The sequence below is a fragment of the Leclercia sp. AS011 genome (assembly GCF_037152535.1).
In the GTDB taxonomy this organism is placed as follows: domain Bacteria; phylum Pseudomonadota; class Gammaproteobacteria; order Enterobacterales; family Enterobacteriaceae; genus Enterobacter.
This window is the reverse complement of record NZ_JBBCMA010000001.1, coordinates 937,873-951,620: the sequence shown is the minus strand read 5'-3', so window position 1 is coordinate 951,620 and position 13,748 is coordinate 937,873. Positions and strand designations below refer to the sequence as shown.

13 protein-coding genes and 2 pseudogenes are annotated in these 13,748 nt (G+C 52.7%); 3 read left to right on the top strand and 12 right to left on the bottom strand.

The features are described from left to right. Nucleotides 1–55: 55 nt before the first annotated feature. Nucleotides 56–562, bottom strand: a complete 507-nt coding sequence (locus WFO70_RS04415; protein ID WP_337014825.1) for a hypothetical protein — start codon at nucleotides 560–562, stop codon at nucleotides 56–58. 239 nt (nucleotides 563–801) lie between these two features. Beyond that, a complete protein-coding gene (locus tag WFO70_RS04410) occupies nucleotides 802–879 on the bottom strand; it encodes a hypothetical protein (RefSeq protein ID WP_225759512.1) in 78 nt (25 codons plus the stop codon). 212 nt (nucleotides 880–1,091) lie between these two features. Here WFO70_RS04410 and ttcA point away from each other — a divergent pair, with 212 nt between their 5' ends. Continuing rightward, nucleotides 1,092–2,027 carry a tRNA 2-thiocytidine(32) synthetase TtcA gene (ttcA, locus tag WFO70_RS04405; RefSeq protein ID WP_337014824.1) on the top strand — a complete coding sequence of 312 codons (936 nt, stop codon included), beginning with the start codon at nucleotides 1,092–1,094 and terminating at the stop codon, nucleotides 2,025–2,027. Nucleotides 2,028–2,072: 45 nt separating this feature from the next. Here the strand turns inward: ttcA and dbpA are convergent, their stop codons facing one another. The 4 genes from dbpA to WFO70_RS04385 all read right to left on the bottom strand — a co-directional run bounded on the left by dbpA (nucleotide 2,073) and on the right by WFO70_RS04385 (nucleotide 6,053). Next, complete coding sequence (gene dbpA, locus WFO70_RS04400; protein ID WP_337014823.1) at nucleotides 2,073–3,446, bottom strand: ATP-dependent RNA helicase DbpA; 1,374 nt, start codon at nucleotides 3,444–3,446, stop codon at nucleotides 2,073–2,075. A gap of 30 nt (nucleotides 3,447–3,476) precedes the next feature. Beyond that, nucleotides 3,477–3,650, bottom strand: coding sequence for a proline-rich small protein YnaL (ynaL, locus tag WFO70_RS04395; protein ID WP_333850480.1), 174 nt, complete (start codon nucleotides 3,648–3,650; stop codon nucleotides 3,477–3,479). A gap of 281 nt (nucleotides 3,651–3,931) precedes the next feature. Beyond that, nucleotides 3,932–4,915 carry a zinc transporter ZntB gene (gene zntB, locus WFO70_RS04390; protein WP_337014822.1) on the bottom strand — a complete coding sequence of 328 codons (984 nt, stop codon included), beginning with the start codon at nucleotides 4,913–4,915 and terminating at the stop codon, nucleotides 3,932–3,934. A gap of 169 nt (nucleotides 4,916–5,084) precedes the next feature. Further along, nucleotides 5,085–6,053 carry a methyl-accepting chemotaxis protein gene (locus WFO70_RS04385; RefSeq protein WP_442913347.1) on the bottom strand — a complete coding sequence of 323 codons (969 nt, stop codon included), beginning with the start codon at nucleotides 6,051–6,053 and terminating at the stop codon, nucleotides 5,085–5,087. 499 nt (nucleotides 6,054–6,552) lie between these two features. On the opposite strand from WFO70_RS04385, the gene WFO70_RS04380 reads away from it, so the two are divergent. Both WFO70_RS04380 and WFO70_RS04375 read left to right on the top strand, forming a co-directional pair. Then, the gene (locus WFO70_RS04380; protein ID WP_337014821.1) at nucleotides 6,553–7,785 is read left to right on the top strand and encodes a sensor domain-containing diguanylate cyclase; all 1,233 of its coding nucleotides are present in this window, start codon (nucleotides 6,553–6,555) and stop codon (nucleotides 7,783–7,785) included. 43 nt (nucleotides 7,786–7,828) lie between these two features. Further along, nucleotides 7,829–8,395: a DJ-1/PfpI family protein gene (locus tag WFO70_RS04375; protein WP_337014820.1), complete on the top strand. Its 567-nt coding sequence runs from the start codon at nucleotides 7,829–7,831 to the stop codon at nucleotides 8,393–8,395. Between the two features lie 27 nt (nucleotides 8,396–8,422). Here WFO70_RS04375 and WFO70_RS04370 read toward each other — a convergent pair whose 3' ends face one another. The 6 genes and pseudogenes from WFO70_RS04370 to WFO70_RS04345 all read right to left on the bottom strand — a co-directional run. Beyond that, a complete protein-coding gene (locus WFO70_RS04370; protein WP_337014819.1) occupies nucleotides 8,423–8,902 on the bottom strand; it encodes a hypothetical protein in 480 nt (159 codons plus the stop codon). A gap of 27 nt (nucleotides 8,903–8,929) precedes the next feature. Next, nucleotides 8,930–10,153 carry a VasL domain-containing protein gene (locus WFO70_RS04365; RefSeq protein ID WP_337014818.1) on the bottom strand — a complete coding sequence of 408 codons (1,224 nt, stop codon included), beginning with the start codon at nucleotides 10,151–10,153 and terminating at the stop codon, nucleotides 8,930–8,932. A gap of 22 nt (nucleotides 10,154–10,175) precedes the next feature. Beyond that, nucleotides 10,176–10,628, bottom strand: a complete 453-nt coding sequence (gene tssE, locus WFO70_RS04360) for a type VI secretion system baseplate subunit TssE (protein ID WP_337014817.1) — start codon at nucleotides 10,626–10,628, stop codon at nucleotides 10,176–10,178. A gap of 871 nt (nucleotides 10,629–11,499) precedes the next feature. Beyond that, nucleotides 11,500–11,891 (bottom strand): annotated as a pseudogene (locus WFO70_RS04355) (type VI secretion system tip protein VgrG); the annotation flags it as partial. A gap of 13 nt (nucleotides 11,892–11,904) precedes the next feature. Further along, complete coding sequence (locus tag WFO70_RS04350; protein ID WP_337014816.1) at nucleotides 11,905–12,285, bottom strand: hypothetical protein; 381 nt, start codon at nucleotides 12,283–12,285, stop codon at nucleotides 11,905–11,907. A gap of 677 nt (nucleotides 12,286–12,962) precedes the next feature. After that, nucleotides 12,963–13,741: pseudogene (locus WFO70_RS04345) on the bottom strand (contractile injection system protein, VgrG/Pvc8 family); the annotation flags it as partial. Nucleotides 13,742–13,748: the final 7 nt, after the last annotated feature.

Sequence of the window (13,748 nt, the reverse complement as noted above, 5' to 3'; positions counted from 1 at the left end):
GTCAGCACGCCGCGTACCGGCTAAGTGTAAATCAGCCTTTCCCTCTGCGCAGCCATCAGCGGCGGCTAAATTCCTCGGCACTCTTTTTCAGCCAGGCTTCCTGAAAAAGTTGTTCCGAGTAGGTGAGTTTCATTACCGGCGACAGATACGGGGCATCGAGTTCAATTAAATCATTTTCGTTCTGGTATTTGGCGTATTTATCACCGGCGAAGGAGATCTGTTTTTTAACCGCCACATATTTATGCTCCAGCATGCTCTGAATCTCATCGAAGCGGTTCTTATCCAGCTCAAGCATAATGGCGGTGATCCTTCCCGACTGATTGAAGATAACCGCGTTATTTTTTGCGCCCTCTAATCCCAACTCGTTATTCGGGATTGAGAAAATATCGCCGTCGCTCCACTTACTGCGCCCCTCATGCTGGGCGGAAGGATAGGCTTTGGTGAACTGCGGCAGCGTGGTTTTCCCTAACGTCAGCCCCATCGCCGTAGTGTCCGCTCTGGCAGAGGAAAACACTGCCATTAAAACAAACATACCCAGTAGTAATTGCCACTGTTTACTCATCGTTAGCACCTCATCGTATCAGTCTTGTTTTTGCTGACCATCGTCTTCAGTACCTGTCTCGTCTTTATCGTACAGAATTGATCTTCAACAACACATGCGCCTTTTTGGTGAGTGCGCAAGGCTGATACAGCACTACTTACTGAGCCAGCAAGGAACGATGTTAGGGTGGAACGGACCGGGATAAAGCCATGAAAAAGCCACCAGCGACTGCCGGTGGCGTGGGCATGACGCACGGTCAGCTATTTTTTCACGGGTTGGGGCTTTTTATCGCCCGACTCCGGGGCCTCGCGCGGGTCATCTTTTTCAACATACTGCATGACTACCTCCCGTTTTTATGGATGGACTACAACTATAGACGGTGTTGCTGAAAACCAGCCAGGCGGCAGGCGTTTGCTGTAAAACGTGCTGACATTCACCGCCGTAATCCGTACCATACACGCCATACTTTTTCATGTTGACCCGCTGCCCCCCATCTTAACGGTGGGCCGCCTGGGCGGCAGTAGCCACAAACGAATTGAGCCACTATTAAATGTCGCAAAATCAAGAAATTACCAAGAAAGACCAGTACAACCTCAACAAACTGCAAAAGCGTCTGCGCCGCAACGTCGGTGAAGCCATTGCGGATTACAACATGATTGAAGAAGGCGACCGCATCATGGTCTGCCTGTCTGGCGGCAAAGACAGCTACACCCTGCTCGAGATCCTGCGCAATCTTCAACAGAGCGCGCCGGTCAACTTTTCGTTAGTGGCCGTCAACCTGGATCAGAAGCAGCCAGGCTTCCCGGCGCATATCCTGCCGGAATACCTTGAGCAGCTGGGCGTTGAGTACAAAATTGTCGAAGAGAACACCTACGGCATCGTTAAAGAGAAGATCCCGGAAGGGAAAACCACCTGCTCGCTTTGCTCTCGCCTGCGTCGTGGCATTCTGTACCGCACGGCCACCGAGCTGGGCGCGACCAAGATCGCCCTCGGCCACCACCGCGATGACATTTTACAGACGCTGTTCCTGAACATGTTCTACGGCGGCAAAATGAAAGGCATGCCGCCGAAGCTGATGAGCGACGACGGGAAACATATCGTGATCCGTCCCCTCGCCTACTGCCGCGAGAAGGACATTGAGCGTTTTTCCGAGGCGAAAGCCTTCCCGATCATTCCGTGCAACCTGTGCGGCTCCCAGCCGAACCTGCAGCGTCAGGTGATTGGCGACATGCTGCGCGACTGGGACAAACGCTACCCGGGCCGCATCGAGACCATGTTCAGCGCGATGCAGAACGTGGTGCCTTCTCACCTGAGCGATATCAACCTGTTTGATTTCAAAGGCATTAAGCACGGTTCGGAAGTGGTGAATGGCGGCGATCTGGCCTTCGATCGTGAAGAGATCCCGATGCAACCTGCGGGCTGGCAGCCGGAAGAAGATGACACTCAGCTGGACGAGATGCGTCTGAACGTGATTGAAGTGAAGTAATTTGAAAGCGTCTCGGCGATGCCGCTGAGACGCTCTTCAGCCCGCTTATTTCAGCAGACGAACCTTGCAGTTTTTGCCTTTAATCTTGCCGTTTTGCAGCTGTTTCCACGCTTTCTGCGCCACAGACTGACGCACCGCCACATACACGTGCGCCGGATGCACCGCAATTTTGCCAATATCAGCCCCATCCAGACCAATATCACCCGTCAGCGCCCCTAACACATCACCCGGACGCATTTTGGCTTTTTTACCGCCGTCGATACAGAGCGTTGCCATCTCGGCAGCCAGCGGCACAATGCCGACGTTAGCCGGAGCATCCACCCAGTTGAGTTTGATTTGCAGCATTTCCGCCAGAATGTTGGCGCGCTGGGCCTCTTCCGGGGCACAGAAGCTGATCGCCAGGCCGCTGTTACCGGCACGAGCGGTACGGCCGATACGGTGAACGTGTACTTCCGGATCCCAGGCCAGCTCGTAGTTGACCACCAGCTCCAGAGATTTAATGTCCAGACCACGGGCGGCGACGTCGGTCGCGACCAGCACGCGGGCGCTGCCGTTGGCAAAACGCACCAGGGTCTGATCGCGATCGCGCTGCTCGAGGTCGCCATGCAGCGACAGGGCGCTCTGTCCCGCCTCGGTCAGGGCATCGCACACTGCCTGACAATCTTTTTTCGTGTTACAGAACACCACGCAGGAGGCGGGCTGGTGGACGCTGAGCAGCTTCTGCAGCAGCGGGATTTTGCCACGCTGGGTGGTATCGAAGAACTGCTGTTCAATCGCTGGCAGCGCGTCGACGGTATCAATTTCAATGGCAAGCGGGTTTTGCTGTACGCGACCGCTGATAGCGGCAATCGCCTCTGGCCAGGTGGCAGAAAAGAGCAGGGTCTGACGCGATGGCGGGGCAAAACGGGTCACTTCGTCGATGGCCTCGCTAAAGCCCATATCCAGCATCCGATCGGCTTCGTCCAGCACCAGAGTTTGCAGCGCATCGAGAGAGACCGTGCCCTTTTGCAGGTGATCGAGCAGACGGCCCGGCGTGGCGACGATGATATGCGGCGCATGCTGCAAAGAGTCACGCTGGGCACCAAACGGCTGGCCACCGCAGAGGGTCAAAATTTTGGTGTTCGGCAGAAAACGCGCCAGACGACGCAGCTCAGCAGCCACCTGATCCGCAAGCTCGCGCGTCGGACAAAGCACCAGCGACTGGGTCTTATAAAGGGTGGCGTCAATATGCTGTAACAGCCCAAGGCCGAAGGTCGCCGTTTTGCCACTGCCGGTTTTAGCCTGCACGCGGACGTCACGTCCTTCCAGGATCGCTGGCAGCGCGGCAGCTTGTACAGGGGTCATCGTCAGATAACCCAACTCGTTAAGGTTATCGAGTTGGGCGGCAGGCAGTACGTTCAGCGTTGAAAAAGCAGTCACAGTTATTCTCGCGGTAAAAAAGGCTCACAGTCAGCAGGCGCGTATCCTCGCAGATCTGCGCCTCTGATGCGACATTTTAATCGGGACTTCATCAGGTGGCGGATCCGGCATCGGCTGCGGGCGTGGGATCGGTTCAGGAACGGGCACCGGATCGGTAGGTACCGGGTCCGATTGCCGCGTTTGCAGCAGCAGTGTTAAGAGCATGGCCATATTACCCTCCTGGGCATCAGGTTGTCTCTTTTAGGGTAGTCGCTGCTGGGTTGCAGGCAAAAAAAAGCCGACTTATTTAAGTCGGCGTCGTACGAATCAATTTTGCTATGCAGTAATTCAAAAAAGGAAGTAAGACAATATGGAGCGCAACGCCCATCGCTTGACGTTGCATTCACCTGCGGGAGAGATAGTGCACCTTATGGCTAAACTGTTTATTGACTTCGCTCAATTAAAATGGCGTTTCAGGCGCAACAGAACGTCAAAATAGCGCAAATTTACAACCATTTACTGCGATGCAACCACCACGCAACACCGCCGATTAAAACCACTAACATGATGCAAAACAGCGAAAAGCCGAAGCGGAAATCTCCCCCGGGGATCCCGCCCAGATTGACGCCGAACAGCCCGGTCAGGAAGGTGCTGGGCAGAAAGACCATCGCCATCAGGGACATGGTGTAGGTTCTGCGGGAGAGCGACTCCTGCATGACCTGGGCGATCTCGTCGGTCAGGATCGCCGTACGGGCAATACAGGCGTCAATTTCATCGAGACCGCGCCCAAGCCGGTCGGCGATATCCTGCATTCTGCGACGCTGATCGTCATTCATCCAGGGGAGCCGTTCGCTCGCCAGACGGGCATAAACATCGCGCTGTGGGGCCATGTAGCGGCGCATCACGATCAGCTGTTTACGCAGCAGCGCCAGAAATCCGCGAGGCGGAATAACCTGATCGATCAGGTTATCTTCCAGATCGATAATCTTATCGTGCAACTCTTCGATAAACTCGCTGGCGTGATCGGTGAGCGCGTCGCAGACGTCCACCAGCCAGCTACCGCAATCCTCCGGCCCGGTGCCCTCTTTCAAATCCCCGACAACGTCGTCCAGCGCCAGCACCTTTCGCTGACGGGTCGAGACGATCAGCCGCTCATCCATATAGAGGCGCATCGCCACCAGCTGATCCGGCCGCTCATCGGTGCTGCCATTAATACAGCGCAGGGTAATGAGTGTCCCTTCCCCCATGCGGGTCACGCGCGGGCGCAGGCTTTCTCCGGCCAGCGCGTCGCGCACGTTGTTGGGCAATAAGGGGGTCGAGGCCAGCCAGTGGGCGCTCTCCGGCTGGGTATAGTTCAGGTGCAGCCAGCAGGGATGTTGCTGATCGATAATATCGTCGTTGGTAAGGGGTCTTGCCCCGCCCTTCCCGTCGAGTAACCACGCAAAAACTGCGTCAGGAACGTTAACTTCCGATCCTTTTATGCCTTCCACAGCGCCTCCGCCAGTAGCTGTTCTTTGCAGTCAGTCTAGCCACCCTGGCAGGTTAAGCAACCATTTCCCCCGCCATCGCGCTGAATTTGCTCATAAAAGAGACTATTCCTGACGCAAACGCGGCGCATAAAAAAGCCTGGCGAACCAGGCTTTCAGGGTTGAAGGCGGGTCAGGCACGCGCCGGGAAAGATTGCCCGTCGTATAAAGGCGCAGAGGATGCTGGTTCCAGATGGAAGTTACGCGTGCGGGTCTGTAGCTCAACCACCTGATTTTTCAGCACTGCCGAAGAGCCGGACAGCTCTTCCACCATCCCCACATTACTCTGGGTGACGTTTTCCAGATCGGACAACGCCTGAGTTATTTGCGCGATGCCCTTCTCCTGTTCATAGGTTGAGGTGGAGATCTCATCCATCAGCCTGCTGACCTGGCCGGATCCGCTGACGATCTCCTGCATATTCTTCTCGGCTTCCGCCACCACCATCGCCCCCTGGCTGACGTTGCTGCTGGTCACCGCGATCAGGGATTTGATGCTTTTTGCCGCCTCGGCACTGCGATGCGCCAGGCTGCGCACTTCCCCGGCCACGACCGAGAAGCCCTTGCCATGATCGCCCGCCCGGGCCGCTTCGACCGCTGCGTTGAGCGCCAGAATATTGGTCTGAAAGGCGATACCGTCAATCATGGTAATGATCTCGGTCATCTGCTGGGCACATTCCGTAATGGAGTGCATGTTATTGGCAACCTGGCCCATCAGTTCGCCGCCCTTTTGTGCCTGCCGGGTCGCCACGTTGGCCTTCTCGTTGGCAAGGCGGGTGTTGTCAGCGGTGTTTTTCGTGGTGGCGGCCATCTGCTCCATGCTGGCTGAGGTCTGGATCAGCGATGCGGACTGGAGCTCTGTTTTCGCCGCCAGCGCCGTACTGCGGGCAGCCAGCTGGTCAGACAGACTCATGGCGGTTGCGGAGGAGGAGCGGATCTCACGCACCAGGGTGGCGATGTTGCTCGACAGAGTGTTAATACCTGGGATCAGTCGCCCCGCGCAGTTATCACCAAATTCGGGGATGGTGACGCCCAGATTGCCCGAGACCACCTCTTCGATGCTTCTTTTTACCGTATTGATGGGAACAACCAGGTATTGGGTCATGTAGAACAGCAGGAACAGGAATGCGATGACAAATAAACTATTAAGTAAAATTAACAGAAAGGTTTGTGGTGCTAAAAAAATGACTAACCCATCGATTAAAAGAAAAAGCGTTGCACCGAAAAATTTCAAAGTTAAGCTACAGACCCTCTCTGAGCCGGTATTCTTTAGCCGGGCTTAAATGAATCAATATTGATTAGTTTTTTTAGATTTTATTAAAAAAAGCGCTCATGTTTTTCATCGTTAATCCGATACTAAACACATTTTCGCTCAAAACAGTGCTTCTTCACCGCTGATCGGATGGTAAAAATGATTCATTAATTGCTGTTGCGCCAGTGAAGAATAAAACTATTCCAGTTGGTAAAATTAATACGAATTTCATACGAGTATCACAAAAAAATTCTGCCTGACGGTGGGAAGTAGAGTATGTTCAAAGAAGCCCACGCGTGCCGCTTCGTCGTGGATCTCAGACATTTGATGTGCCGATAAATGAGACTGAGCTATGTCGCCTACAGGGTTTGCTGCGCTGGATATGCTTAAAACGCCCGTCTGGGTCGTATCCCCGATCCCGGAGGATATTCTGTACGCCAATACAGCAGCAAAAAAGATTATGCAGGACGCGACGCTGGACGATCTGCGTAAAGGCGTCTGCTCGGCACATGCGCAGGCCAGGCTTGCGATGTATATACCCGACTTGAAAACCCAACAAGAGATTATCGAAATCTGGAGCGTGCCGGTAAATAATCAGCCGGGTAGCCTCAGCTGTCGGCTCTCGCTGGCCGCTTTTGACACCTGCGGCGAGGTCATTATTTTTGAGGGCATTGCCCGACAGCCGGTATCCGGCCTCAAAGCCACCAGCTCTGGCACCTACCAGCGCAAAAAACAGGGGTTCTACGCCCGTTTCTTCCAGACCAACAGTGCCCCCATGCTGTTAATCGATCCCGCCCGGGACGGTCAGATAGTTGATGCCAACCTCGCGGCGCTCACTTTTTATGGCTATACCCATGAGGAGATGTGCAGCAAGCATACCTGGGAGATCAACACCCTCGGGCGCAATATTCTGCCGGTGATGACGGAGATCGCGCGTCTGCCCGGCGGCCATAAGCCGCTCAACTTTGTTCATCGCCTGGCTGACGGCTCTACCCGACATGTACAGACCTATGCCGGCCCGATTGAGATTTACGGCGATAAACTGATGCTGTGCATCATTCACGATATTACCGAGCAAAAACGGCTGGAACAGGAACTTGAGCACGCCGCGCTGCGTGATTCGTTAACCGGTCTGCTCAATCGCCGTCAGTTTTATAACCTTACCGATCGGGCCTCGCCGAATCATCTTCCGGCCCAGCAGGAGTTCAGCCTGCTGCTGGTGGATACGGACCACTTTAAGCGCATTAACGATGTATTTGGCCATCAGAAAGGTGATGAGGTATTGATTGCCCTCTCGCGGATGCTGGAGAGCTGTTGCCGGAAAGACGATTACGTTTTCCGCTGGGGTGGCGAGGAATTTGTGCTGCTGCTGCCCCGCACGTCGCTGGACGCAGCAATGCAGATCGCAGAAACCCTGCGAGCGGCTATCGCCCGCATTGCCATCTCCGGCCTGCCCCGCTTCACCGTGAGTATCGGAGTGGCGAGGCATAACCCGGAGGAAAGTATCGACGATCTGTTTAAGCGCGTGGACGATGCGCTGTATCGCGCAAAGAATGATGGTCGTAATAAAGTGCTGGCGGCGTGATGCCGCCTTTGTCTTCCAATTTATTCCTTGAGGAGTGGATAAGATGAGCAAGAAGATTTTGATGCTGGTCGGGGATTACGCTGAAGATTACGAAACCATGGTGCCGTTTCAGGCTCTGCAAATGATTGGTCATCAGGTGGACGCGGTCTGTCCTGATAAAGCCAAAGGCGACTTTATCATGACGGCGATCCATGATTTTGACGGTGCCCAGACCTACAGCGAAAAACCCGGCCACCGCTTTATTCTCAACGCCGATTTCACTGAGGTGAAAGAAGAGGATTATGACGCCCTGTTAATTCCGGGCGGACGGGCACCGGAATATCTGCGCCTGAATGAAAAGGTACTCGAACTGGTACGGGCTTTTGACCAGGCGCGTAAGCCGATTGCCGCTGTTTGCCACGGCGCACAACTCCTTGCCGCTGCTGATGTTCTGAAAGGACGTACCTGCAGTGCCTATCCTGCCTGTGCGCCTGAAGTCCGGCTCAGCGGCGGATACTATGCGGAGATCGGTATTGATGAGGCGTACGTTGACGACAATCTGGTTACGGCTCCCGCCTGGCCTGCGCATCCGCAGTGGCTGGCGAAATTTGCCGAACTGTTGCAGAAGTAAGGCAGATAGTGAACAGGCTGGGTGTTTTTACGCCAGCCTGTCCACTGCATCAAAAAAGCGATCTTCGGTCATGATCGCGTTCTCTTTTGCGTTCTGATAATCACGTCGGATAAACCAGCCCGTTTCAGGCGCCATGCTCAGATAAAATACCTGCCTGATTCCGGGCACATCGACATGCAGGGTCACAATACCTGTCTCGGTGCCATTCCAGAGCTGCTCCGGAAGAACACGGACGCTACGGTCGCCGTTTTGCAACCGAATGGCGGTGATGTCATAACGGCATATGCCGCTGTTCAGGCTGTAACCCACCGCGCTCAGATCGTGGAGATGTCTGGTGGATAACGTCACCTCAATGCCGGATCCCGCAAACCACATGCTGATTTGCTGCGCCAGTTCATCCATTCTTGAGCTGAATGCCCTGACTTCTGCGTCAGCGGATTTTATGCCGGAAGAGTCTCTGTTGTTATTGTGCTGTACTTTGTTAAAAAAGCGTTCTCTGGCTGACACGTTGTGGTCCCTGTGATCTTTTAACGATTATTCCGTCGGGGAGTGTTTCAGCGCCGAATAGGTGGCTATTAACTGCTGTAGATGCTGTTCCACCTGGCGCTGCCGGACGGTCTTACCCTCTTGCTCTGCGGGGATAACCGAGAGCTGGCGCAACTGCTCCTCCACCGGCACGGTGCGATTAAGCGACTGCAGGATAGCGAAAACCGCCGATTTCAGTTCGCTGACGGTCATGTACTTACCCTTCTGCTCATCCAGAGCGTTTAGCCGGTTCGCCAGCTGCTCAAGCTGCGTCACTCCCTCATGCCAGCCGTTCAGGTTTTCTGGCGCCAGGGCAATGGCCGCCTTCTGCCGTTGCCACTGCTGCGCCATAGGTTTGCTCTGCTCGGGCCACATCCTGAGTGTTTGTTGGACCAGGCGATCGCCATCGCTGAGAGCCCAGTCTGGCTTCAAATGCAATAGTTTCGCTAGCTGCTGCTGCGTCTGGGGAATATCAGTTTCAGGCGATGGATGGGGTTGTTGCATTGCCAGCCATCCTCCCGCCAGGATCCCGACCAGCACCAGCATGCTCGCCATACCGGCGGCAAAAGGCCTCCAGGGTTTTGCTCGCGGCGGGTACGCCTGCAGCGGTTTAAACTCCGGCACATACACCCTTTTAACGCACTCAACTGCCTCACCGGGAGCGTCACTGAGGGGGGGCAACATTTCAGCCGGCTGATCCCGCCCGCTTTTGCTCTCCTCCAGTCGGACCGCCGCGCTATCTATCTGGGCGCGTAGCGTATCGAGTTGGCTGACAGGCTTTAATTCCATGCGCTGTAATACCTCGTCCAGAACGTGCAGGTACTCCTGCATCCGCTTCAATTGGCTGAGATCGGCGGGTGTCAGAGTCCGGGCGCGCAGGACCTGCTGCAGTCGTTTGCTGAGGGCACTGAAGATTTCTATTCGGGCATGTACCGGTTGCGGCCACAGGCTGCTCCATTGATGAGTGACCAGCGTGGTCAAAATCGCCAGGCCCTCATTCAGTCCAGGCAGTCCGGCCAGATGCGTGCGAGCAAGGCAGTACCACGCGGCGGTCTGGAGTTCCACGCCGTTGTGTTCAAACAGCGACAGGGAGAGATTTTCCACCAGCAGCCAGTTCACGTCCGGACGCGCGGGATGGGTCAGCTTGTTGGTTTCATTACGCAGCGCAGCATAATCCGCAAGCGTGCGCGGGTCATCGCCGGTTTTAAGGCGGCGTTCAGAGAGTGTTGTCATGAGGGTTCTGCCAGAATAAAGACTAGATTGCGGAGCGGGCGTCCAGATACTGCTGCTGTTTTAAATGGCGGATGAGCACCCGGCCTTCGGGCATAAATTCGGTGCCGTAACGCACCAGGCCGATGCCTTTGAGTTCCGCGTCTATGGCGTAACGCAGCTCGCCGGGCACTTTCTGTTCGAGTAAAGTGATATTGAGTGACTGCAAACGGGGTTCATACTTGAGTATTACGCTGGCTAGCGTATCAATCAACTCATGGGCTGTCCCAGGCATGCCTTGTAAAATTTTGGTCATATCCGGTAAACCATAATCTGGAAGATGGGATACGGTATCGGCCCGGGCGTTCAAAATACGCTGGATATTATCCAGCACGGACAGAATGACCTGGTCTGCTTCGTTTACAACTTCAACGGGAAGGTCCCCTGTGAAGTTGCCTGTAAGAATTTCGTATAAAGATGGTGATGTTCTATCGGGCATGTTGACCTCAGGAATCTTACCGAAATGATTGGCTTATATTTTTAGAATTCATGTGTTTTACCCTATGATTTTAATGCCTATGGGGTTTTGTCGCTTAGTAAATTCGTATGTACCATAGCCAATCGGTCCTGGAAAAATAAAGAATGGCTATCACCGCACTAGAATTATTTACCGTCATACGCTCTAAACAATGCGAGTTGCTCAGCGTTTATTTTCATTCAGATCACTTTCAAACTCTCCAAAATGGTTCCCAATATACATCCCACCAGAACGACATCTTTCCTTGCAGACTAGCATAATCACTGAAACTTTTATCAGGAAATACACTTTCTGGCCCTGTAGGTTCTAAACCTTCCTCACAAAGACATTTAATAAATTCATTATCATTTGTGATAACCCTTACTATATCTTGTCCAAACCCCTTAAACTTATAACAAATGAGAAATTTATCATGATTTACAACCTTCTTTATTACAATGACCGAACAAATGAAGATAAATATCTTTAAAGCAATTTAACTGTTTATTGCAAACTCCACACCGTTCCAACTCCTCTTTGGTTATGCTTCTCCTTGGCATTTAAGCATTTACATCAACCGATGATTCTGTAACTTCAACGGCTGGATAGGTTTTACCTGTAGGGTTAACACTATATGTAAATTTTTGGCTAGAATACAAAGCCCCTCGAGGCACAAAGAAATTATCGTACTCATTAGTTGAATCCGATTTCTGCTTTAATGCATCCAACGGTTCTCCCGTAGCCCATGTCATTCCTGTTTCAACTGTTGCTTTTATCGTGCGGAAAGTTCGATAGGTACCAACCACGAACGGAATTTGGCCTACTGCATCAGTCCAATACGGAATATTAACGGGGTCACGAGCGTAAGGATAACATCTTTTTTAAGGGCTGTTATAACATTACCCTGCGGCTCCATTACCTGTCCGTGTGCGAGGTGCGCTGCGTTGCTGAACAGATGAATGCGGGCCGACCTTTGAACTGCCGCTCATAGTGAATTCGGGCGTAGAACGCGCCAGATTCGGTTTCCGGCTCCGGGCTGGCGCCATCACCCGCGTCACAATAGGGTGCCGCGTAGCGGTAATGCTCTTCGGTGGTAACAGCATCGTTACGCACGCTGACCGTTGCATCCAATGGCACGCTGGCAATCCGGTAGTTGTAATCACACGTGGTGACGGACCCGGCGAGTATGTAGGTATCCAGACCACGCACGTCGTCCATCTCCTTACGCCAGTAAATCCCAACTTCTTAACTGCTAAAATTAAAGTTCGGTCATAAGAGGCAATAAGCCAAGGTCCAGAAGTTTAATTTCAATGTCGTTAGCTTTACCAATGTGTTCTCTTTTTTTTCCATCGAATATTTCCTCAGTAGACACAATAATGGTGCCTTTCTGATTCTCGCCATCCTTTACTGGCACAACTCTGGCTGCTTCTGGAATTAATTCAGTTAAGACTATGTGGGGGACGTATAGCATCCAACCTACAGCCAATCTGTCAGGGAATACGTTTCGCCCAAACAAATTATATCCATTTGAATCGATGCTTATATGTGAACAATCAAAAGACAGAGCCAAACTTGATATGAGCGTTATAAATCGGAGCAATGAATTCTCTTCATTATTTAAAACTAAATTTAACTCCACGGAAACTCTATTTTTTCCTCGTAGAACATTTTTCTATAAGAGATGTCACAGCTATGTTCATCATCATTGGCATCCCAAACGCTATCTACAAACATCGGCATATTTTTTTATATCGGCGTTCCCATTTCAAACGAGTGGTATCCGTGATACTTCCATTCTGAAAAGCTATCTGATTTATAGCTTCTTTTCTGGAATAACCCGTTTCATACCAATTCTTTTTCACCTGAGTTAACTTATCAAGTTGCGCTATGATAAATGTAAAGTGTTCAATTATTTGTGAAAACTGAATGTCATCATTTTTGGTACGATAATCAAAGTTTACAACAAAACGTGTACCCATAATCAAGGCTCCCATCTAACAATAATAGCTTTAAACCTTATGAATATTTTTGAAAAATAGTAATAACTCATTGGCTGCATAAAAATCCAAACTACATTTAATGGTTTATTTACTGCCGCAACAGCTTGATGACGTCCGGCTTGATATATCCATTTGTACCCGAGCCAAAAAGTAATTCCTCTCCATCCACTGTTTCAACACGATAGTTGACATTTGAAGAGAAACTAAACGTTCTGTCGTAAAACTAAATGATCATTATCAACTGCTTCAATGACGCAATTGGTAGGCCGTTTGCACCTGCCGCTATAGTCCACCGCACTTTGCGCACATACATCGCTGTCGTACCGTACTCGACCTTCCCGGCCTCAAGTCGCAGGTAGCCGTAGCCCGGCGCTGTTCCTTCCCGGTCGAAATCCAGATTCACCCGGTAGCGCCCCTGCCCGTCCAGGTGAGCGTAAATGTCGTTCTTCTCCCGACTCTCTATCCGCGCCGGAAGCGTGCCGTGAATTACCGGGCGCGGGATGTCCACCGGGCGGAAACAGTACCGTTCGGTGTAGGGCATGCCCCATACCGACACGTGCAGACGGGAATCACGGGCTCCCCGGAAGGTCACCAGCGTGAGGACGATACCTTCTTTCAGGGCTGCAATGACATTACCCTGCGACTCCAGCACCTGCCCGGGTGCGAGGAGTGCCGCGTTGCTGAACAGATGAATGCGGGCCGACCTGTTGAGCTCCCGCTCGTGGTGAAGGCGTGCATAAAAGGCGCCGGATTCGGTTTCCGGCTCCGGGTTCGCGTCATCACCTGCTTCACGATATGGCACTGCGTAGCGGTAATGCTCCCCGGTGGTGACCGCATCATTACGCACGCTGACCGTCGCATCCATCGGCGTAGTGGCTGTCCGGTAGTTGTAATCCCGCGTGGCGACGGTCCCGGTGGCGATGTTGTGCCAGGTCCGCACGTCCCAGACCGATTCTGCCGCGCCGTCAAACAGGCCTGATGGCTCGCTGTAGGGGAGCGTACGTCAAACCGGTAGTTAAACTGGCTGTCGGTAAAAATGTACATGTCCAGTTCACGGGTGTCGTCCATCTCCGTGCGCCAGTAAATTCCTACTTCGCGACTG